Below are 24851 nucleotides of genomic sequence, written 5' to 3'. Positions count from 1 at the left end.
TGTGCCTTCGCGCCTTTGTGGCCGATAACTTTAAATAAAACAATTAAAAAACTTTGTGCCTCCGTGCCTTCATAGCTAATATAAAAACATATGAAAATAAAAACTTTAGGTCTCATCCATACTTCCGCAACCCTGGTTCCGGTATTTCAAAAATTGTGCAGCGATTATCTTCCGGGCGTAAACGTATTTAATATCGTGGACGACAGTCTAATAAAAGATGTTATCGCAAAAAACGAATTGACCAGTACTACAGCCCGTCGTGTTGTAAACTATGTGGGTTCAGCAGAAGCGGCAGGTGCAGACTTTATCATGGTCACTTGTTCTTCTATCGGATCTGCTGTTGAAGCCTCAGCTGCCCTTACGAATGTTCCTGTTTTACGCGTCGATCAGGCAATGGCAGATATTGCTGTTCAAAGCGGAAGGAAAATTGGCGTTATCGCAACATTACCAACCACTCTGGAGCCTACAAGCGATTTGGTTCGCCGCAGAGCTCTTGCGGCAGGTAAAGAAATTGAATTAACATCCCGCTTATGTGAAGGGGCTTTCGAAGCTTTAATGAGTGGTGATACTGAAAAGCATGATAGTATGGTAGCAAAGGCATTAATTGAACTTTCTGCGGAGGTGGATGTAATTGTGCTGGCTCAGGCATCAATGGCCAGAGTAGTAGATACTTTGCCGGAAGCAGATAAGACGGTGCCAATTCTTGCCAGTCCCGGACTGGCGGTTCAACATATTGCTGATTTAGCTAAAGAATAAAATGAAACAAATTCGTAAACTGTGCCTCGGTATAAGTGCTATATCACTTTTACTGCTGGTTTTTGGCCTAATTACCCAAAATTCAGCTATCTGGCAACCTGCTGCAGTGACTTTTGCCGTAACAGCTTCGATTGGAATAGGTGTGATTCCCGCTCTTGCAAATTACCAGTATACCGCATGGATTATTACAGCGGTAGTGGCTGGGATGATTTATCCCGCAGCCTTTTTAAAATGGGGCGATTTTGACTTGCGTAACAAATGGTTAATCCTTCTGGTTGTGCAGCTGGTAATGTTTGGGATGGGTATCCAGATGAGTCTCAAAGATTTTTCAGGGTTGGCAAGTACTGGCAAGGGTGTTCTTATTGGTTTGTTATGTCATTTTTCAATCATGCCCATAATGGGATGGTTGTTAACCCAGGTGTTTCATTTCGAAACCGAAATTGCTGCAGGTATCATCCTTATCGGTTCATGTTCAAGCGGATTAGCCTCAAATGTGATGGTTTACATAGCAAGGGCAAACCTTGTCTTATCAGTTACTGTAACTGCAATGGCCACGCTTATTGCTCCTTTTATGACGCCTTTACTCATGAAACTTCTGGCAGGAACCCTGATAGAAATTAAGTTCCTCAACATGATGATGGAGATTATAAAAATTGTAATTGTACCTATCGGAGCAGCACTTATACACGACTATTTAAAAACGGCTTCACCTAAAGGCTGGACAAAAATGAAAATCATCTCGGCTATCTGCACAGTATGGCTTATTGCACTTCCTTTGGGCTTATGGACAGCCATCAGCGAAAATCTTTCGGTAGAAGCTCAGCATTCAGTCGAAATCTTAAGCTTCTTTGCCGGGGCTGTATTAGTGGGCTTATTTTATCATCTGGCCACATTAAAGTTTAATACCCTGGACGATCTAATGCCCTATGTAAGCATGTTTGGCATCGTGTATTTTACCACGGTTACAACAGCAGCGGGCCGCGACAATCTTTTGAAAGTTGGATTGATTCTTTTCCTTTCCTCTGTAATCCATAATGCTGCCGGTTATTTCTTTGGTTATTATCTGAGTCGCTGGTTTGGCATGGATAAGCCTTCAGCACGAACCGTCGCTTTTGAAGTGGGACTACAAAACGGTGGTATGGCGTCTGGTCTGGCCGGTTCTATGGGCAAATTAGGGACAGTTGGTTTAGCTGCTGCGGTGTTTAGTCCATGGATGAATATTTCGGGCTCTATCCTTGCCAATTACTGGAGAAAGCAGTCGTTCAAGGAAGAGGAAGCTGCAAAAAAGCTAACAGAAAATGATTTAGTCGTAACACCAAAAACCATTTGACAAAATTATTATGAAGAACATAGCAGTCTTTATACTTTGCCTTTTAATTTCTTTATCCACAGATGCCCAGGTAAAACTTGCCTCTTTATTCACAGATAATATGGTGCTTCAGCAGAATACTCAGGCGCCTGTTTGGGGATGGTCAGGTGCCGGTAAAACTGTAAAAATAATCACTTCATGGAATAAGAAAAGCTATTCTGTTAAAGCTGATGATTCAGGAAAGTGGATGATAAAAGTGAATACACCTTCGGCCGGAGGCCCGTATGAATTGACAGTAAGTGATGGCAAGCCTCTAATATTAAAAAATGTCTTAATAGGGGAGGTCTGGATTTGCGGTGGCCAGTCTAATATGGAAGTTCCTTTGAAAGGTTTTAAGGGACAACCGATATTGGGTTCGAATGACGCCATTCTGAAATCAAAAAATAATAGGATCCGCGTGTATACGGTCCCGCGTTCATCTGTCACAGAATTACAGCAAAATAGCAAACCATCTGTCTGGAAGACTGCTGAGCCTGAATCAATAGCTAATTTTAGTGCTACCGGTTATTATTTCGGGCGCCTGCTATATGAAATGCTCGACGTGCCGGTTGGCTTGATCAATGTAAGTTACAGCGGCTCATTTGTTGAAGCATGGATGTCTCCTGAAAATTTAAAACAGTTTCCTGAGGTTAAAATTCCTGCAAAAGGAGATACCATTAAAGCTGTAAGCCGCACTCCCACAACGTTATATAACGGAATGCTCTATCCAACTGCAGGTTACGGAATAAAAGGGGCGATTTTTTATCAGGGAGAATCAAACTATGAGCGACCGGACAAATATGAAGAAATGTTTCCGGCGATGGTGAAAGAATGGCGGTCCCTGTGGAAGCAGGGAGATTTTCCATTTTATTACGTGCAGATAGCTCCTTACAATTATGCACAGCTTCCGCCTTACAATAAAGGAGGTAAGTTTAATTCGGCATACCTGCGTGATGCCCAACGTAAATCTTTAGCCAAAATTCCTAATTCTGCTATGGCTGTAGTATTGGATGCGGGAGAAGAAAATATGATACATCCTGCCAACAAAGAAGTGGTTGGGAAACGACTAGCCCTTCTGGCTTTGACAAATACTTATTCATTTAAAGGTTTTGGTTCTGCCAGTCCATTATATAAATCACTGTCCGTTAGTGGTGATGTGGCTACCGTTAGTTTTAACAATGCCGCTAATGGATTAACGTCCTTCAGTAAAGAAATGAATACCTTCGAGATAGCTGGCTCAGATAAAGTATTTTACCCTGCAAAAGCTACCGTAAACGGGAGTTCCGTTTCTGTATCTTCCGCTATGGTAAAAGAACCTGTTGCGGTGCGCTATGCTTTTAAAGATTTTGTTGTAGGTGATTTGTTTAGCACGGAAGGATTACCTGCAAGTTCGTTTAGAACGGATGACTGGTAAGGAGTGTCACTCAACCCTCTCCAGGGAGAGGAGACGAAATACATTTGTTAAAAATGAATAGTAATAGTACAATTTAATACACCCAAACTCATCACCTTGGGGAGAGGGTGCGCAAGTCAAAAAAAGCGCAAAGGCGGGTGAGGGTTAATCATAAAAAGAACAACAATTTGAAAAGATCTGTAATACTATTTCTCATCCTGCTCAATTTGACAGCCAATGCTCAGCCGCAGCTGGATAAATTTAATCCGGTTTGGCTGACACAAAGTAAAGATGCCTCTCAATCTATGCCCTGTGGCGGCGGAGACATCGGTTTAAATGTATGGGTAGAAAATAATGAGATTTTGTTCTACGTCTCTCGAAGTGGCACTTTTGATGAAAATAACACCTTGCTTAAACAGGGCCGCATTCGCTTGAAACTGTCTCCGAATCCTTTTGAAAACGGTGATTCCTTTAAACAGGAGCTGGTTTTAAAGGATGGATATGTTAAGATCAATGCTACAAAAGGCAATTTATCTTCAGAAATTAAACTATGGGTCGACGTGCATAATCCTGTTGTAAACGTTGAAGTTAATAGTAATAAACCACTGATAACTACCGCAGTATACGAAAGTTGGAGGTTTAACGACAGAATAGTAAAAGGGTCGGAAAATAATGCAAATTCATACAAGTTTGCACCACCTTCCGAAGTGAAAACATTAAAGGATGTAATTGCTTTTCAGGAAAATGGGGTATTGTTTTATCATCAGAACCAGCCAGAAACCGTTTTTGATGTGACCGTAAAACAGCAGGGAATGGATGCTGTAAAATCTCAGCTTTTCAACCCTTTAAAAGATCTCATTTTTGGAGGATTGCTTCGGGGAGATAATATGATTCCGGCAGGTAATAGCGAAGGGAAGTATATTGATACTGATTTTAAGGGCTGGAATTTAAAAAGCAGTAAGCCAACGCGCTCTCAAAAGCTTAGTTTAAATCTTCATACAGCTCAGTCTTCAGCAGAAGATTGGCGATCAGCTCTGCAAAAGAACATTGCTCTCACTAAAAATAATTATAAACAGACATTAACTAAATCGCAGAAATGGTGGAATGAATATTGGCAAAGAAGCTTCATTCTAATTGATCAGAATGCCGGATCAGAATCTGAAGAATGGCAGGTTGGGAAAAATTACCAGTTATTCCGCTATATGTTAGGCTGCAATGCATTTGGCAAGTATCCGACAAAATTTAATGGTGGTTTATTTACCTATGATCCCTCATTAACAAACGAATCTTTAAAGTTTACACCCGATTTTCGGAATTGGGGCGGGGGAACTCATACAGCTCAAAACCAGCGATTAGTATACTGGCCAATGCTTAGAAGTGGCGATTTTGATTTGATGAAGCCCCAGTTCAGGTTTTATGTGCAGATGCTTAAAAATGCGGAACTGAGAAGCGAATTTTACTGGAAGCATAAGGGAGCAAGCTTTACGGAGCAACTCGAAAATTTCGGCCTTCCAAATCCTGCAGAATATAACTCGAAAAGACCGGCTGATTATGATAAAGGCATGGAACATAATGCCTGGCTAGAGTACGAATGGGACACGGTGCTCGAATTTTGTATGATGATGCTGGAAACGGAACGATACGCTGGCAGAGATATTAAAGAATATATTCCTTTTATTGAAAGTTGCCTGACCTTTTTTAATGAACATTATCAATACCTAGCGAAACAAAGAGGAAGCAAAACGTTTGATGAGAGAGGTCATCTTATTCTTTATCCGGGTTCTGCTGCCGAAACATATAAAATGGCATATAATGCAACGTCGACCATTGCAGGTTTGAAAACGGTTGTTACACGTTTACTTGAGCTTCCGGGGTCTTATTTAACTGACGAAAAAAGGCAGGGATGGCAAACAATGCTAAAACGTATTCCACCAATCAGTTTCAGGGAATTTGACGGTAAACCTACCATTTCTCCGGCTAAGCTATGGGAGAGAATTAATAATACAGAAAGCCCTCAATTATATCCTGTTTTTCCGTGGGGGATATATGGAATTGGCAGGCCAGGGCTTGATACTGCTATTAATACCTATAAATACGATAAGGATGTGATAAAGTTCAGAAGTCACGTCGGTTGGAAGCAGGATAATATTTTTGCTGCACGGCTGGGTTTAAGCAAAGATGCGATGGAGCTTAACGTTTTAAAACTTAAAGATTCAGGCCGGCGTTTTCCTGCATTTTGGGGTCCGGGCTTTGATTGGACACCCGATCATAACTGGGGAGGTTCTGGTATGATCGGTTTGCAGGAAATGTTAATACAGACCGATGGAAAGAAAATATATGTATTTCCAGCATGGCCAAAACAAAAGGATGTCCATTTTAAATTACATGCACCTTATCAAACTACGGTGGAAGTGATTTTGAAAGATGGAAAGGTAGCATTATTGAGAATTTTACCTGAAAGCAGAAAAAAGGATGTGGTTGTAATCAATTGAGCTTGTCTCGTTAAATTATAATACTCCCATCGTAAAACATTAATTGCTTCCTGAAGAATTGGGGCTATATTAATTTTCTGAGAACTTCTGCAGATTAAGCTTTTGATCTGTTTAAAAAATGATTAAAATTCATTACATATGGTTGTGTATAAATTGACAATCAGTTAGTTATATATTTTTTTCTGCTGGGTAACTTGTCTGTTACTGAGAATGAAAAATTTTTACATGTGAAATCTCCTCGTGGTTTTTCTTTTTAAGAGTTAAAATTAACTTAAACTATTCAATAAGTGTATAGAATTTCTCTGAAATGGAAATTCATGGTTATAATAAACGGTTTTTTTCTAAATATTCGCCCTTTACAGGTTTTCACACAACCTAACTTATGTATTGTTGAGGTTAAATGATATCTAATTACTTAGAACGATACTTGATGATTTTGTAAGTCACTGATTGTCTATTAGTTGTGATTTTTTGATATTGACGAGAATCAGGATCGAGGTTAATTTACATCAGGCTTCACATGTTCACAGATTCGGATATTTATATTCTACATCAGACATTTAAATATTAAGCTATGAGTACAACAATCCGAAAACCTCAGAAAATCGTCACGTGAAGCGATGATAAAATGATATTTTTTAAGAGATTATGCTCTAAGACTATCATTAACTGAACAAACTGAATCTATCACTCAATTTTAAATAATATGAAATCACGCTCTACATCCCTCCAATTCCGATCGGAAATTAAAAACTATCTATGTACTCTTCTTATTCCTAACTATTCAATAAAGTCAAAAAGTTGTTGGATGATATCTACATGATAAAAGCAATGTAAATCGCTTTTATTGTCTTATTTAATGAATTTTTTGAACAATTTAAATTAATGGTTATGCAAAAAGGTGAAATTGTAGAACTAGTTATTCGACGCAATCATATTAGTATTAGCGAACTTTCCAGGAAGCTTAAAGTTAGCCGCCGATCAATCTATAATTGGTTTACTCAGGAAAGTCTGAGTCGGGAAATAATCTATAAAATCGGTGAAGTTTTACATCATGATTTTTCAGTGGAGTTTCCTGATATGTTTGATTCGTCGACACTAGTAAATACCCAAATAGACGGAAATAATAGTGCCGCGATAAATGAATTAGAATCGGTCAATTACTGGCGAAATAAATATATTAATCTGCTTGAAAAGCATAATAATTTCTTAATTAATAACATTGAGCCATCGGCCGCTACACTCTAACCTATCAACTAATTCAACACGGTTGAATTAGTTGATTTATCAATCCTCCCTCATTAACCAACCTGGTTATTTTCAATAAAAAGAATACCTGATGTTGATGTGAACTTTGTTCCTGTCAACATTTTTTTTGTTAAAAAATAACACTTCTATTCCTTCGATATTTTAATAATCCCAACACTGATTTTTAAATTATTTCGATGTAATAGTGCCAGATTCACACTAAAAGTTGCTTTTGAAGATGCTTGTAAAAAAAACTTTCACTATTGTGTGAATTTGATTGTAAACATTTCACAATTGATGTAACAACCTCCGGAAATCGATTTTTCTTTTCGAATAGTGTGTAAATTTATCATACAATTCACAGACATATTTACAGAAGTGATGAAAAATATCTACATACTTGTTTCTGCATGCCTGATTGCATTAAGTGCATGTTCATCCAGAAGAAACTTAGTTTACTTCAGTGATCTTAAAGAAAGATCAAACGAGAATTCTGTAATTCTAAATGAAATTGAGCCAAAAATTCAAGAAAGTGATTTGCTTAGTATCACTGTAAACACACAGAGTGCCGAATCAAACGTATTGTTTGCTTTTAACTCAAGTAGTCAAAAAAATAATAATTCTGAGCATGATAGAGAAGGCTACAGGGTAAACAATAAAGGGGAGGTTAAATTCCCTGTTATCGGTAGTACAGTGTTAAAGGGATTAACTCTTGAACAAGCCCAAAATGCGATCGCTAAAAAACTCGAGAAATATGTTAAAAACTCCATTGTGAATATTTCTTTTCTAAACTTCAGAATAACTGTAATTGGAGAGGTTAATAAACCACAAACGTTTACAATATCTGATGAAAAAGTAGACCTTCTTCAGGCACTTGGTATGGCAGGGGATATGACCCCTTATGGGAAAAGGGAAAATGTATTGGTTATAAGAAAAGAGGATGGAAACCGTACCATGGTTAGAATGAACTTAAACAAACAAGAGATATTTCAATCGCCCTATTTCTACCTTAAACAAAATGATGTTATTTATGTGGAACCGGATAAATCCAAAGTTCTGGAATATAATCCAAATAACAGATTAATGCCTTTGGTTGTAGCGACAATATCTGCAGTGGCAGTGCTGGCAACTACATTGATCAGCAGATAGTTTTTTAATGAGGATACCATAATAAAAGTCTGATAATTTTAAAGATTTTAGTTCACGTTCTCACATTTATTACACTCTAAATCTGCTTTTAATTAAGCGCCAATTATTGCCTGGTAGTTTATAGTTCAAACTACTAATAAACAAAATGGTCATGTAAGTGAGATAGCGAAGCTTTATCTGCCCAGCATGATATCAAAAAAGCTCTTACATTGATTTCTGCAATGATCTGAGTCCATTAAATTCTAATTAAAAAAATACTCATGTAACTGAGATGGCGAAGCCTTGTGCTTTTTAATTACCTGCTCGATTTGATAACTAAATACTCGAAAATATGAAAACTGCCGACAACACCACATTCTTAGATTCGAAAACAACTTATAATTCTATAAACGAAAAGAATTGGATGGTAATTTACACCCGTCCGCGTTGGGAGAAGAAAGTTGACCTTCAGTTGCAATCCCAGGGGATAGAGAGTTTTTGTCCGGTACGTAAAGTTGAAAATCAATGGGCCGACAGGAAGAAGATTGTGGACCTGCCCTTATTTTGTTCCTATATATTCGTCAATATACACAGTAGAGAAGAATTCAAAGTAAGACAAACCTTAGGGGTGTTAAACTTCATCTATTATATGGGAAAACCTGCAAAAATCAGAGAATCTGAAATAGATAAAATTAGAAATGCTCTCGTTTATTGTCCGGATTTAGAAGTTGTCGATATGAGAACTATCTCGATAGGTGACCGGGTGAGTATTAAAAACGGAATTTTCACCAACCATCAGGGCAATGTGATTAAGGTGCAGGGAAAAAGCGTTTTAATGGTCCTTGATAATCTTGAATGCGCTTTATTGAGCAGGGTAGAAGCGGCGAACCTGGTTTTGGTAAACTAACGATAATAAAAATAAAATATAGCTTTACTTCTCAGGGCTTAATGAGGCTATAATTAAAGAATTTCTGTAATAACCAGGATTAACAGTATTTCACCATGGAATACTTCCAATAAACCGATTCCACTAACACGCTCTTTTCATAAAACTGGGCTACTTTATGGGCCTTACCGGCCCCTGGGGATAGCCCTTTCCGTTCCTTTATTTCCTTTTCAAACAGCTCATTTTAAGTTCCTTTCCTAAGATTAATTGAAAATCTCCGAAGATAAATAATCAATAAAAGTCAGGATTGACTTCTGATCAATCTCATTCATTCATTTAAATCTAAACGCGATGAAAAAATTTTTACACAAACAAAAACTGCACTTTCTATTTGCTTTCTTTTTGTTCTTCACCTGCTCATCTGTTTTTGCTTTAGAGAAAGGGGAAGTGTCTTCGAACACTTCACTTAAAAATGAGGAAAGTGAAAGAATGCGGATCAGAATGGGTGGAGAGTTTACTGCAGACATCACCGTTAGTGCTTGCAATTCAGCTACAATAACCTATACAATAAAAATTATAAACATCACCGGGAGTCCAAAGCTTAGATCGGTAATGAGCGTAATACCTACAGACGCAGGTGCCCCTTTTAACATTTCTGCTGTTGACAATACAGGGGCAACTTGGACTAATGAATCTACCAGCAGTTTATTGAAACTTACAACTTCCACAAGCGTCCTGAATAAAAATGACTATTTAATAATAACATTCTCTACTCCATCGGTTACTTTTAGTCCGTGGGATATAACAGGTTATACAAATGCCGGCTATACCAGCAATAGTGTCTTTTTATCTGGTGTACTACCATCTGTACAAGGGCCTACAGCCGGAACCCTAAGTCCTTCTCCTGCTGCAGGCGCTATTTGTTCGGGAGGCGTTGTTTCGGCAACAGCTACCGGTGGAACAGGATCAGGACCTATAACAGATAAGCTTCTTTATCGATATGATGGCGGTGCATGGCAACCATATACTTCTAATACCGCACTTGTCACCGCCGGGCATACTTCTGTTGATATTCAAACCTATAGCTTTTACAATTCAGATGCTGGTTGTGCGCCTTCTGTTCCCGTTACAGTTAGCTGGATAATAAACGCACAGCCAACTTCGGGCACATTGTCTCCAAGCCCAACAGCTGGTTCAGTTTGTGCAGGAACTAATGTATCAGCAAGCGCAACCCCCGGAGCTGGCGGGGCGGGAACAATATCAGACGTACTGCAATACCGTTTTGATGGAGGTTCATGGCAGACCTATACTTCGGGTGCCAATTTAAGTACAATCGGACATAATACTGTTGATATACAAACCTATCGTACGGCTTCAGGAAGCAATTGCACTTCATCAACGCCACTTATAGTAAGCTGGACAATAAACCAAAAATCAGCCGCTCCTACTTCGGCATCTGCTTCACCTGCAACGATCTGTAGTGGACAAAGTACAAATCTTACACTTAATGGTGGCGGCGGAGGTTTCTCAGAAATAATCAAATGGTATACCGCCTCTTGCGGGGGCACATTAGCAGGGACTGGCAATAATTTGTCTGTTAGTCCGACAAGTACCACCACTTATTACGGACGCTATGAAAATGCAGCACCGTGTAATTTTAACACTGCTTGTGCTTCGGTAACAGTAACTGTAACTACACCGCCATCTGTTTCAACACAACCAGTAAATCAAACGATTACTTATGGATCTCCGGTAAGTTTTTCAGTTTCTGCAACAGGCAGTACTGGGTACCAATGGCAAGAGAATACCGGTTCTGGGTTTGTTAATATCAGCAATACAGGGATTTATTCTGGTGTTACTACAGCCACATTGAGTTTGTCACAGCCGACTGTATCTATGAGCGGCTATAAATACCGGGTTATTGTATCCGGTATTTGTAGTTCGGTAACAAGTACCCAGGCAGATCTGCTTGTTGGCACCAAAACCGTCACTGTAACAGCAGAAGCAAAGACTAAAACTTATGGCGATGCCGATCCTGCGTTAACTTATGCTTTCAGCGGATTGGTTGGAACGGATTCCTTCAGCGGGTCCCTAAGCCGCACACCAGGTGAGAATGTGGGAACTTATGCCATTAATCAAAACTCGCTGGCACTAAGCAGTAACTATATATTGAATTATACCGGTGCAAATCTGACTATCGGTGCGAAAACCATCTCTGTAACAGCTGAAGCAAAAACCAAAACTTATGGCGATGCTGATCCTGCATTAACCTATACTTTCAGCGGATTGGTTGGAACGGATTCCTTCAACGGGTCCCTAAGTCGCGCAGCAGGCGAGAATGTAGGAACTTATGCCATTAATCAAAATACACTGGCTTTAAACAGCAATTATGTACTGAGCTATACTGGTGCGAACCTGATAATCGGCACTAAAACCATCAACGTAACAGCAGAAACAAAAGCTAAAACTTACGGCGATACTGATCCTGCTTTAACTTATACTTTCAGCGGATTGATCGGAACGGATTCCTTCAGCGGATCGCTAAGCCGCGCAGCAGGTGAGAATGTAGGGACTTATGCCATTAACCAAAATGATTTGGCATTAAGCGGTAACTACATTCTGAACTACACCGGAGCAAATCTGACCATCGGCACAAAAACCATCACTGTAACAGCAGAAGTAAAATCTAAAACTTACGGGGATGCTGATCCTGCTTTAACTTATACTTTCAGCGGATTGGTTGGAACGGATTCCTTCAGCGGATCACTAAGCCGCGCAGCAGGTGAGAATGTAGGGACTTATGCCATTAACCAAAATGATTTGGCATTAAGTGGCAACTACATTCTGAACTACACAGGTGCAAATCTGACCATCGGCACCAAAACCATCAACGTAACAGCAGAAGCAAAAGCTAAAACTTACGGCGATACTGATCCTGCTTTAACTTATACTTTCAGCGGATTGGTTGGAACGGATTCCTTCATCGGGTCCCTAAGTCGCGCAGCAGGTGAGAACGTAGGGACTTATGCCATTAACCAAAATAATTTGGCATTAAGCGGTAACTACATTCTGAATTATACTGGTGCAAATCTGACCATCGGCACCAAAACCATCAACGTAACAGCAGAAGCAAAAGCTAAAACTTACGGCGATGCAGATCCTGCACTAACTTATACCATTACATCCGGAGCATTGGTTGGAACAGATTCATTCAGCGGATCACTAAGCCGCGCAACTGGTGAAAATGTGGGAATTTATGCCATCAACCAAAATACTTTGGCTCTAAATAGCAATTATATCCTGGAGTATACCGGTGCGAACCTGGTTATTGGTACCCAAATCATCAACGTAATAGCCGAAACAAAAGCTAAAACTTATGGCGATTCAGACCCTGCCTTAACCTATACTTTCACCGGATCGATTGGCACAGACTCTTTCAGCGGATCTTTAAGCCGTGCTCCAGGTGAGAATGTCGGAACTTATGTCATCAATCAAAATACATTGGCTTTGAGCGGCAATTACATCCTTAATTTTACCAGTGCAAATCTGACTATCGCCAGTAAAGCCATCACTGTATCGGCGGAAGCAAAAACTAAAACTTACGGCGATGCAGATCCTGCATTAACCTATACCATTACATCCGGAGCAATGGTTGGAACAGATTCATTCAGCGGATCGCTAGGCCGTAAAGCTGGTGAGAACGTGGGAACTTATGCCATTAATCAAAATACACTGGCTTTAAGCAGTAACTATACCTTGAACTATACTGGTGCTAACCTGTCGATCGGTACTAAATCTGTAACCGTAACAGCAGAAGCAAAAACTAAAACCTACGGAGATGCAGATCCTGCTTTAACATATACCATAACTTCAGTTACAGGTTCAGCTGTTAACACATCAAATGTTTTCCTTGATATCTCTAAGGTTACTTCAGATGGGGGCTTTGCTTATATTATAGATGTAGACCCAACCCAGATTGGAGACTCAAATGAACAGCCAACTGTTTCGACAATGAAAGTTTTTGAAAATGGTATTCAGATTGGGTCGGCCCACTCACAACATTCAGATATTCGAAATGCGGGTATGGGTCTGTTCAGCCATTATGGTACAAGGTTGCGTTTTTCTTCCTCTGATAATACTGATCCACGTACCAATGGAAGAGTCTACACGTACAGCATAACTACATCCGGATCATTGGTTGGAACGGATTTCTTCAGCGGGGCATTAAGCCGTGCAGGAGGTGAGAATGTGGGAACATATGTCATTAATCAAAATACTCTGGCATTAAACAGCAATTATGTGCTGACTTTTAATAGTGCAAACCTGACTATCGGTACCAAAGCTATCAACGTAGCGGCTGATGTAAAAAATAAAACCTACGGGGATGCAGATCCTGCTTTATCTTATACCATAGTCGCAGGTCCAGTAACCAGCACAGCAAATGTTCACCTGGATCTTTCTAAGGTTACTTCAGATGGAGGTTTTGCTTATAGTATTGATGTAGACCCCAGCCTGCTTGGCGATTCAAATGGACAGCCAGCTGTTTCGACACTGAAAGTTATTGAAAATGGCCTTGAGATTGGTTCAGCTCACTCACAACATGCCGATATTCGAAATATAGGTAAGGGGCTGTTCAGCCATTATGGTACAAGGCTGCGTTTTTCTTCCTCTGATAATACTGATCCACGCACCAATGGAAGAGTCTACACCTATAATGTAAATATATCAACGACATCCGGAGAACTCGTTGCCGGTGATTCTTTCAGCGGATCATTGAGCCGCGCAGCAGGTGAGAACGTGGGAACATACGCCATTAATCAAAATACACTTGCTTTAAATAGCAATTATGTACTGAACTATACTGGTGCAAACCTGATAATCGGCACTAAAACCATTAACGTAACGGCAGAAGCAAAAACTAAAACCTACGGGGATGCTGACCCTCCATTAACTTATACTTTCAGCGGATTGATGGGAACGGATTCCTTCAGTGGGTCCCTAAGCCGCACACCAGGTGAGAATGTGGGAACTTATACGATTAATCAAAACTCGCTGGCATTAGGCAGTAACTATATACTGAACTATACTGGTGCAAACCTGATAATCGGCACTAAAACCATTAACGTAACGGCAGAAGCAAAAACTAAAACCTACGGGGATGCTGATCCTGCATTAACTTATACTTTCAGCGGATTGGTTGGAACAGATTCGTTCAGCGGGTCCCTCAGTCGCACAGCAGGTGAGAATGTAGGGACTTATGCCATTAACCAAAATGGTTTGGCATTAAGCAGTAACTACATATTGAACTATACCGGTGCAAATTTGGTTATCGGCACAAAAACCATTACCGTAACAGCAGAAGCAAAGGCTAAAACTTACGGGGATGCTGATCCTGCTTTAACTTATACTTTCAGCGGATTGGTTGGAACGGATTCCTTCATCGGATCACTAAGCCGCGCAGCAGGTGAGAATGTAGGGACTTATGCCATTAACCAAAATGATTTGGCATTAAGTGGCAACTACATTCTGAACTACACAGGTGCAAATCTGACCATCGGCACCAAAACCATCAACGTAACAGCAGAAGCAAAAGCTAAAACTTACGGCGATACTGATCCTGCTTTAACTTATACTTTCAGCGGATTGGTTGGAACGGATTCCTTCATCGGGTCCCTAAGTCGCGCAGCAGGTGAGAACGTAGGGACTTATGCCATTAACCAAAATAATTTGGCATTAAGCGGTAACTACATTCTGAATTATACTGGTGCAAATCTGACCATCGGCACCAAAACCATCAACGTAACAGCAGAAGCAAAAGCTAAAACTTACGGCGATGCAGATCCTGCACTAACTTATACCATTACATCCGGAGCATTGGTTGGAACAGATTCATTCAGCGGATCACTAAGCCGCGCAACTGGTGAAAATGTGGGAATTTATGCCATCAACCAAAATACTTTGGCTCTAAATAGCAATTATATCCTGGAGTATACCGGTGCGAACCTGGTTATTGGTACCCAAATCATCAACGTAATAGCCGAAACAAAAGCTAAAACTTATGGCGATTCAGACCCTGCCTTAACCTATACTTTCACCGGATCGATTGGCACAGACTCTTTCAGCGGATCTTTAAGCCGTGCTCCAGGTGAGAATGTCGGAACTTATGTCATCAATCAAAATACATTGGCTTTGAGCGGCAATTACATCCTTAATTTTACCAGTGCAAATCTGACTATCGCCAGTAAAGCCATCACTGTATCGGCGGAAGCAAAAACTAAAACTTACGGCGATGCAGATCCTGCATTAACCTATACCATTACATCCGGAGCAATGGTTGGAACAGATTCATTCAGCGGATCGCTAGGCCGTAAAGCTGGTGAGAACGTGGGAACTTATGCCATTAATCAAAATACACTGGCTTTAAGCAGTAACTATACCTTGAACTATACTGGTGCTAACCTGTCGATCGGTACTAAATCTGTAACCGTAACAGCAGAAGCAAAAACTAAAACCTACGGAGATGCAGATCCTGCTTTAACTTATACTTTCAGCGGATTGGTTGGAACAGATTCTTTCAGCGGATCACTAAGCCGCCCAGCAGGTGAGAATGTAGGCACTTACGCCATCAACCAAAATACACTTGCTTTAAATGGCAATTATATTCTCGATTATACTGGTGCGAACCTCATTATCGGCACCAAAACCATCACCGTAACGGCAGAAACAAAAGCTAAAACTTATGGCGATGCCGATCCTGCGTTAACCTATACCATTGCATCCGGAGCATTGGTTGGAACAGATTCATTCACCGGGTCCCTAAGCCGCACACCAGGTGAGAATGTGGGAACTTATGCCATTAATCAAAATAATTTGGCATTAAGTGGTAACTATATCCTGAATTATACTGCTGCAAATCTGACCATCGACACCAAAACCATTACTGTAACAGCAGAAGCAAAGACTAAAACTTATGGCGATGCCGATCCTGCGTTAACTTATACTTTCAGCGGATTGGTTGGAACGGATTCCTTCAGCGGGTCCCTAAGCCGCACAGCAGGGGAAAATGTAGGAACTTATGCCATTAATCAAAACTCGCTGGCTTTAAGCAGTAACTATATATTGAACTATATCGCTGCAAATCTGTCCATCGGCACCAAAACCATCAACGTAACAGCTGAAGCAAAAACCAAAACTTATGGCGATGCTGATCCTGCATTAACCTATACTTTCAGCGGATTGGTTGGAACGGATTCCTTCAACGGGTCCCTAAGCCGCACAGCAGGGGAAAATGTAGGAACTTATGCCATTAATCAAAATACACTGGCTTTAAACAGCAATTATGTACTGAGCTATACTGGTGCGAACCTGATAATCGGCACTAAAACCATCAACGTAACAGCTGAAGCAAAAACCAAAACTTATGGCGATGCTGATCCTGCATTAACCTATACTTCCAGTCCTCTTGTTTCAGGCGATTCCTTCAGCGGAGCCTTGAGCCGTACAACTGGTGAGAACGTGGGGACATATGCCATTAATCAAAATACACTGGCTTTAAACAGTAATTATATGCTGAACTTTACCAGTGAAAATCTTACTATTGGCAAAGGAACCCTGGTAATTACTGCTAATAATCAAAGTAAATCTTACGGGGCAGATAATCCGGTTTTAACGGCCAGTTATAGTGGTTTTGTTAACGGCGACACCTTTAATAGCCTGACCACTCAGCCGGTTGTTAGCACGACTGCAACTTCGGGTTTTCCAGTTGGGACTCATCCGATAACTGTCGGCGGCGCTTCATCACCCAACTATAACATCAGCTATGTTGACGGACTTTTAACCGTCAATCCTGTATCCTTAGTTCTAAGCACCGATAATCAAGGCAAACCTTACGGTTCAGCATTCACTGCTTTTACCGGAACCTTTAGTGGTATCCGGAACGGGGATAACCTTACCGCAACCTATACCAGTATCGGCTCGGCAGCAACAGCCAATGCCGGAAACTATCCGATTGTGGCCACCCTGATAGATCCTGACAATAAACTGGGTAATTATACTGTAGTAAATAATGGAGCGGTATTAACGGTCAATAAAGCAAGTCTTGACCTACGCCTGGCTGCCGATAATCAGAGGAAAACCTATGGTTCTGTATTCAGCGCCTTTACCGGAACCTTCAGTGGTATCCAGAACGGGGATAACCTTACCGCCACCTATACCAGCACCGGTTCATCGGCAACTGCCCCTGTAGGAACCTATCTGATTGTTGCTTCACTGGTAGATCCTGACAATAAACTGCGCAACTATACTGTAAGCAACCCCGGAGCGGTATTAACTGTGGAAAAGGCTTCATTAACCATCACAGCAAATAACCAAACGAAAGCATACAATGCAATCAATCCAATACTTACAGCCAATTATAACGGCTTTGTAAATGGCGATACCCCTGTTAGTCTTTTGACTCAGCCAGCCATTACAACTACTGCACGTACCGGTTCAGTGACTGGTTCATATCCGGTGAAGGTAAGTGGTGCCTCTTCGGGAAACTATTCAATCAACTATGTAGACGGTACATTGACCATCACGCCAGGAGAGTTGACTTTAGCTAATTCAATTATTGATGAGAATAAGGTTAGCGGCACCCTGGTGGGATTACTAAACACCACAGGAGCATATGGAAACGCAAGCTTCAACTATTCCTTAGTAAATGGTGATGGCAATACTGATAATGAGTCTTTCATGATTACGGGTAAGCAGCTGTTAACAACTCAGTCATTTGATTTCGAAAGAAAAAACTCCTATTCGATCCGAATTCAATCTACTGATAATAGTAGTATGAGCCTGGAACAGATCTTTACCATTACAGTGAACGATGTGAATGAGGTACCGACGATCAATGCCATAGCAGACCAGGTTATATGTACCAACTCCGAGCTGCAAACTGTTTCTTTAAGCGGCATAACAGCTGGTCCTGAAGCTAATCAGACCTATACTTTATCTGTAAGTTCAGATAACAACCTTTTTGATCAGCTGAACATCAAAAACGGTCAGGATGGGACAGCCAAATTAACCTACCAGTTAAAACCCGATGCTAACGGTATAGCAAACTTAACCATTAAGGTTGCAGACAACGGGGGTAAAGCTAATGGCGGCATGGATGAGCTCATACAGAAATTTAAATTAACCACCTATAAATCACCCAACCCGCAGATCACAAGTGACAAGGGAGCTTCCATATCGAAAGGTGATTGGATTAATTTAACCGCATCAGGAGGAGTTAATTATGTGTGGGCAGATGCTTCAGGTGTTATCAGTGGCCAGAATACGGCAACGTTAACCGTTCGTCCGAAACAAACAACCACTTATATCGTCAGCGGCGCCAATGCGAACGGATGTCCTTTTGAACAAAAAATCACGATTGAGGCACGGGAGGATTTCAAATTTATACCTAATAATATTCTTTCTCCTAATGGAGATGGTGTAAATGATATATGGGTAGTAAAGAATATTGACTTATATCCTGACAATGAGGTAAGGGTATTCGACCGGGCAGAAAGGTTGGTTTACACCAAAAAGGGGTATCTCAATGATTGGGACGGAACATCCAACGGTGATGCCTTAACAGAAGGAACATACTATTATATCATAACTCTGGGATCTGGCTTCGACAAAGTAAAAGGCTTTGTATCTATAGTCAGAGAAAAAATCAGGTAAGGCATATTTAACATTACAATAGTTTTTAAACTTTAAAAAAATCAGTCATGAAAACAGGTATTAATTACTCATGTAGTTTCTTAAACAGAGCGCTGATAGTTCTTTTGTTTATCATTTTATTCATTGGTGTAAGCAGTATTTCTGCCCAGATTAATCCTTTAGTATCCCAATATTATCAAAATCAATATTTGGGTAATCCGGCACTTGCCGGAATGGATGATAACTTAAATATTAATCTGAGCTACAGAAACCAGTGGAACGGAATCCCGGGAGCGCCGGTAACACAAACCCTGACAGGAGATTACCGGGTTAAAAAGGTTGGATTAGGACTGAGTATTTATAACGACAAAGCTGGACTTATCAAAGGAACCAGAACGATGGCTACATACGCCTACCATTTACCCCTTAATATTAAAGGAGATGAATTACATTTTGGATGGTCACTCGGTTTTATGCATGAGTATATCAATAAAGAGGATATAATCGGAGATCAGAATGATGTAGCTGTTGAACAGTTTAACCTGCGTGAGATGACTATAGATGGTGATTTTGGCATCGCCTATACCAATGAAAGATTAACCATACAAGGATCTTTACCTAATCTGAAGACCTATTTCAAGAAAGATTATAACATTGGGAACATAGACCGCCCTACTTTTTATTCAGCTATATCTTATATGTTTAAAAGCGGTGTAGATAGGAACGAAGTTGCTCTGGAACCAAAATTTTGCTATAGGGGAGTAAAGGGAGCTGCCAATATGTGGGATCTGGGATCCAGCGTAATGTTCGCTAATAACCTTAATATGATGTGCATGTACCATAGCACTAAAAGCGCCTCCTTTAGTCTTGGAATGAATTATATGACCAGCGTATACTTTCAGTTCATATATACAAAGGAAATGTCAGCCTTAACACATGATACAAAAGGCATTTTTGAAGTAAACCTTAAAATACCCTTATTAAAGCCAAAAGAATAAGGAGTTCACACAAAATCGTGATAGCAGCCATGAGATTTATTAATCTTGATCCGGGATTAATAAGTATGAGATCATGTTTTACCTCTCTGCAATTCCGTGAAGAATTATACAATTACAATCTCTTCCTGCTATTCAATAAAAAAAAATTTATTGGATGATTTCTACATAAAATTCGCAATTGAAATTTTTTTGACGTGTATACTAAATATTTTATAACAATCTAAATTAATGGTTATGCAAAAAGGTGAAATTCTAGAACAAGTTATTCGACGCAATCACATCAGTATTAGCGAACTTTCCAGAAAACTTAATGTTAGCAGGCGATCTGTCTATAACTGGTTCAATCAGGAACGGCTGAGCAGGGATATAGTTTATAAAATCGGAACTGTATTAAATCATGATTTTTCAGCGGAGTTCCCTGATTTGTTTGATTCATCGCCACGAGTAAATACTCAAATAAATGGGAATACTGGAACTGAAGTAAATGAATTAGAATTGGTCACTTACTGGAGAAATAAATATATCACTCTGCTTGAACAACATAATAATTTCTTGATTCATAACATCGATCCATCATAACATCTGGCCCTAAGTCTCACGTCCGATGCTGTGAGCTAATACAATAGTTGCAGGTAAATTATCCTTTCTCCTAATTAAAAGGGTCTGGTTTTTTTGAAGAAATCACATTTTATATTGTTGTGAATTTCTGTCCCTGTCTGATTTTTATATGTGAAAAAATTAGACTCCTATTCCATCCCTGATTATATAATCAAAAAAAAAATATTTTAATAATTTTTTGTTTAATAGTGTAAATTTTCACACTGTAACCCGCTTCTTAGCCCTTTTGTGAACTGCTTTGTGGCCTTATGTGTATTTAAATGTGAATATTTTACAATCGCTGTAACAACCTCCGGAAATCGTTTTTTCATTTCAAATACTGTGTAAATTTGATTATACAATTCATAACTATTTAATTAAAAAGTCATGAAAAATTTCTACCTGTTGTATTTCTGTGCTGTATGTGTGATTGCCTTAAATGCCTGCTCTCCAAGAAGAAATCTGGTTTACTTTAGTGACTTGTCGGAAAAATCAGATGAGAAGTCTATAATTCTAAATGATATTGAGCCTAAAATTCAAGAAAGTGATCTGCTTAATATTACTATTAATACGCCCAGTAAAGAATCCAATATGTTGTTTGCCTTCAACTCAAGTAACCCCGCAAATAATGAAACCTATGAAAAAGAAGGCTACCGGGTAAATACCAGGGGAGAGATTAATTTTCCAGTAATTGGTATTACTAACCTAAAGGGTTTAACCATTGAACAAGCTCAGGATATGATTGCTCTTAAACTTGAAAAATATGTGAAGAGTTCCATAGTCACTGTGCAGTTTCTGAACTTCAGAATCACAGTAATCGGGGAAGTTAATAAACCTGAAACCTTTACAGTATCAAATGAAAAAGTCGATCTCCTTCAGGCTCTTGGTATGGCAGGTGATATGACGCCATATGGAAAAAGGGAAAATGTATTAGTTATAAGGAAAGTTGATGGTAAGCGTACGATGGTCAGAATGAATTTAAACAAACAGGAGATTTTTCAATCACCCTATTTTTACCTTAAACAAAACGATGTGGTGTATGTGGAACCGGATAAATCTAAAGTTTTGGAGTATAATCCAAACAACAGATTAATGCCTTTGGTAGTAGCAACCATATCTGCTTTGGCAGTTCTTGCGACTACCTTAATTAGCAGATAGCTTTTACTAATCAGGCGCTAAAAATCGATAATCATTTAATTCTACACTAAATGAAAACTCTGAAAGAATTAGAAAAATACCTCAAACACTGGAAGATATTCCTGGTGTCTATTGTCTTTTGCTTAACTGTAGCAATTCTATATGTGCGTTATACTCCATCTAAGTACAGAATCAGCAGCACTCTTTTGATCCAGGATGATGCAAAAGGAGAGGGCATGTTGAAAGGAACGGCTTTTAGTGACCTTCAAATGTTTAAAACCACAAAAACTGTAGACAATGAAATGGAGGTTTTGCGTTCCAGGGATTTAATATATAAAGTTTTAAAAGAATTATCACTGGAAACAAGTTATTCAAAAAACAATTGGTTAACCAGGGCTGAACTTTATGGTGAAACTTTACCGGTAAGAGTTATTGTTTACAGGCTTACTAATAACGCCTATATTAAGAAATATACTCTTCAGATTTTAGATGAGAACATATTCGTTATCAAAGAAGGCGATAAAGGCAGGGTATATCATTTCAATCAGGTAATTCAAAATCCAGATTATACCATCCGGGTAATTAAAGGACCAGCATTTGCAAAAAACTACAAACCGATATCCATAAAATTTAAGAACCTCGTTCAGATGGCTGAAGCCTTTAGCCTTGCCAGACTCACTGTTGTTCCCATCATTAAAGATGCAAATACTATCATAATAAGCATGATTGATGAAGTTCCGCAACGTGGTATAGATATTCTAAGCAAATTAATAGAGACTTATAATTATGAGAATGTAATGAATAAGAACACTATAGCCAGAAATACGATAAGCTTCATAGATAATCGCTTAAAATATCTTACCAGGGATCTTTCAGCTGTAGAACAGGACGTGGAAAATTACAAACAGCAAAATCAGGTGACAGATATTATGTCGAATGCTCAGATGAACCTGGATAATTCTCAAATATATAATCAGCAGTTAGCCGGCTCAGAAATGCAGTTAAGCATTATTACATCTTTAGAAACCTATTTAAGGCAACCTGGCAGGAATTCTGGGCTGGTTCCAAGTACTTTAGGGTTAAAAGATGCAACTCTGGAAGCATTAACCGAAAGATATAACTCCTTGCAATTGGAAAAACAAAGATTACTGAGTACGAATAATGCTGATAATCCTCTTGTTGTTAATATAAATGAACAGCTAGGAAGTATTAGGTTGAGTCTTCAGGAAAACCTGAAGAATATTAAAAATAGATTAGTGATCGAAAGAAATAATTCACGCTCGAAGTATGCTCAGTCTGAGTCCAGAATCAGAGATGTTCCGTCTATAGAAAGAGGTTTATTGGAGAGAAACCGTGAACAGGATGTTAAGATCAGCCTGTACCATTACTTATTACAAAAAAGGGAAGAGACAGCACTTTCATTAACCGCCACAATTCCTACATCGCAGGTTATAGATAAGCCTGCATATAATACAGTTCCTGAACAGCCTAAGGGTGATTTAATATATTTATGTTCGTTTTTATTAGGAGTAATTTTGCCGGCCGGTATAATCTACTGTCGCGATAAATTTAATACAAAGGTTCAGGACGCATCGGAAGTTGAATTCATTACCGGAGCTAAAGTGTTGGGCGAATTAAGTAACAAAGGTAAGCTTGGCTCTGTGGTCGTTCAAAAAGGAAGCCGTACTACTATTTCAGAACTTTTCCGGTATATCCGCAGCAATTTAAATTATATCAATTCCAGAGAGCAAAACCAGGTTCTTCTTATAACCTCCAGTATCAAAGGTGAAGGTAAAACTTTCTTCAGTGTAAACTTAGGCCTAACATTGTCATTAACAGATAAAAAGGTTGTTTTATTGGAGTTTGACTTACGGAAACCTGATTTGCTTCAGAGTATAAAAGTCAAATCCGAACTTGGGATTACAGATTTTTTAAATTTTGAGGATGTCACTTTAGATAATATTATCTCCCCTTCAGAACTTTCGCCGAACCTATCGGTGATTGGATGCGGTACTTTCCCGGATAATCCGGCAGAACTCCTTATGAGCGACAGAATCGGTGTATTGTTTGAGGAATTAAGAGAGAAATTTGATTATATAATTGTAGACACTTCACCAGTGGGGCAGGTAGCAGACGCATTCAGTCTGGCTAAATATACCGACTCCAGTATTTATCTGGTACGCTATAATTATACCAATAAATTTCAACTCCGAATTTTGCAGGATATCTATGAAAATGAGAAGTTGAAAAATCCAATGGTTGTTTTTAACGATGCAAAAGAAGATAATAGTGATGCTTATGCCTATGGCAGATATGCGTACAATTAACTGAATAATACAAACTTAAAGATTTAAACATTTATTTAATCTACTATCTGCTTTTTAAATCCCCATTGCCAGGTAGTTTAAACTACCAAAAAAACAATTAATCATGTAAGTGAGATAGCGAAGCTCTATCCGGCTTACATCAAAAAACTCTTTCATTGAATCTACAATGATCTGAGTGCAAAAAAATTAAAGTACAAAAACACTCATGTAACTGAGATGGCGAAGCCCTGTGCTTTTTACACACCTGCACAATTGATATCTAAAGCCTGTAAAAATGAACAATCCTCTACACAATAGCCCATTTTCAGAATTAAAATCAGCGTATAAATCTCTTACTGAAAGGATTTGGCTGGTAATTTACACCCGTCCGCGTTGGGAGAAGAAAGTTGATCTCCTGTTACAGGCTCAGGGAATAGAAAGTTTTTGTCCGGTACGTAAAGTTGAAAATCAATGGGCCGACCGGAAGAAAATTGTGGAACTGCCTTTATTCTGTTCTTATGTATTTGTCAAAATAAACAGCAAAGAAGAATTTAAAGTGAGACAAACCCTGGGGGTTCTAAACTTTATCTATTATATGGGAAAGCCCGCTAAAATCAGAGAATCTGAGATAGATAAGATTAAAAACGCGCTGATTTATTGTCCGGATTTAGAGGTTGTCGATTTAAAAACGATCTCTATAGGCGATCGGGTGAGCATAAAAAACGGCATGTTTACTAACCATCAAGGTAAAGTAATTAAGGTGCAGGGAAAAAGCGTCTTGATGATTCTCGATAATCTTGAATGCGCTTTAGTAAGCAGGGTAGAAGCGGCTAACCTGGTTTTAATAAATTAATGCTGATAAAATGAAAAGCAAT

The 24851-nt window shown here is 39.3% G+C and carries 13 protein-coding genes; all 13 read left to right on the top strand.

The window, feature by feature from the left end:
* The first annotated feature begins 90 nt into the window (after positions 1-90).
* The 13 genes from WG906_RS13010 (at position 91) to WG906_RS12950 (ending at position 24829) form a co-directional block, all read left to right on the top strand.
* Positions 91-756 (top strand): aspartate/glutamate racemase family protein, encoded by a 666-nt coding sequence (locus WG906_RS13010; protein WP_339993121.1) that lies wholly within the window; start codon positions 91-93, stop codon positions 754-756.
* Between the two features lies 1 nt (position 757).
* Entirely contained in the window at positions 758-2086 is a 1329-nt protein-coding gene (locus tag WG906_RS13005) for a bile acid:sodium symporter family protein (RefSeq protein WP_339993119.1), read from the top strand.
* A 10-nt stretch (positions 2087-2096) separates the two neighbouring features.
* Entirely contained in the window at positions 2097-3518 is a 1422-nt protein-coding gene (locus WG906_RS13000; RefSeq protein WP_339993118.1) for a sialate O-acetylesterase, read from the top strand.
* Between the two features lie 167 nt (positions 3519-3685).
* Positions 3686-5989 carry a DUF5703 domain-containing protein gene (locus tag WG906_RS12995; protein ID WP_339993117.1) on the top strand — a complete coding sequence of 768 codons (2304 nt, stop codon included), beginning with the start codon at positions 3686-3688 and terminating at the stop codon, positions 5987-5989.
* A gap of 891 nt (positions 5990-6880) precedes the next feature.
* Positions 6881-7237: a helix-turn-helix domain-containing protein gene (locus WG906_RS12990; RefSeq protein ID WP_339993116.1), complete on the top strand. Its 357-nt coding sequence runs from the start codon at positions 6881-6883 to the stop codon at positions 7235-7237.
* A 381-nt stretch (positions 7238-7618) separates the two neighbouring features.
* Positions 7619-8386, top strand: a complete 768-nt coding sequence (locus WG906_RS12985; RefSeq protein WP_339993115.1) for a polysaccharide biosynthesis/export family protein — start codon at positions 7619-7621, stop codon at positions 8384-8386.
* A gap of 331 nt (positions 8387-8717) precedes the next feature.
* On the top strand, positions 8718-9272 hold the full coding sequence (locus WG906_RS12980) for a UpxY family transcription antiterminator (RefSeq protein WP_339993114.1): 555 nt from the start codon (positions 8718-8720) through the stop codon (positions 9270-9272).
* Between the two features lie 330 nt (positions 9273-9602).
* Entirely contained in the window at positions 9603-18959 is a 9357-nt protein-coding gene (locus WG906_RS12975; RefSeq protein WP_339993113.1) for an MBG domain-containing protein, read from the top strand.
* Positions 18960-19006: 47 nt separating this feature from the next.
* Complete coding sequence (locus WG906_RS12970; protein WP_339993112.1) at positions 19007-19936, top strand: PorP/SprF family type IX secretion system membrane protein; 930 nt, start codon at positions 19007-19009, stop codon at positions 19934-19936.
* A 234-nt stretch (positions 19937-20170) separates the two neighbouring features.
* Positions 20171-20515: a helix-turn-helix domain-containing protein gene (locus WG906_RS12965; RefSeq protein ID WP_339993111.1), complete on the top strand. Its 345-nt coding sequence runs from the start codon at positions 20171-20173 to the stop codon at positions 20513-20515.
* Positions 20516-20920: 405 nt separating this feature from the next.
* Positions 20921-21691 (top strand): polysaccharide biosynthesis/export family protein, encoded by a 771-nt coding sequence (locus tag WG906_RS12960; protein WP_339993110.1) that lies wholly within the window; start codon positions 20921-20923, stop codon positions 21689-21691.
* Between the two features lie 50 nt (positions 21692-21741).
* Entirely contained in the window at positions 21742-23997 is a 2256-nt protein-coding gene (locus WG906_RS12955; RefSeq protein ID WP_339993109.1) for a GumC family protein, read from the top strand.
* Between the two features lie 274 nt (positions 23998-24271).
* On the top strand, positions 24272-24829 hold the full coding sequence (locus tag WG906_RS12950; RefSeq protein ID WP_339993108.1) for a UpxY family transcription antiterminator: 558 nt from the start codon (positions 24272-24274) through the stop codon (positions 24827-24829).
* The last annotated feature ends 22 nt before the right edge of the window (positions 24830-24851 follow it).

The sequence above is a fragment of the Pedobacter superstes genome, assembly GCF_037622515.1.
In the GTDB taxonomy this organism is placed as follows: Bacteria; Bacteroidota; Bacteroidia; order Sphingobacteriales; family Sphingobacteriaceae; genus Paradesertivirga; species Paradesertivirga superstes.
The sequence above is the reverse complement of the archived record's forward strand: the minus strand, read 5'-3'. Positions and strand labels throughout refer to the sequence as shown.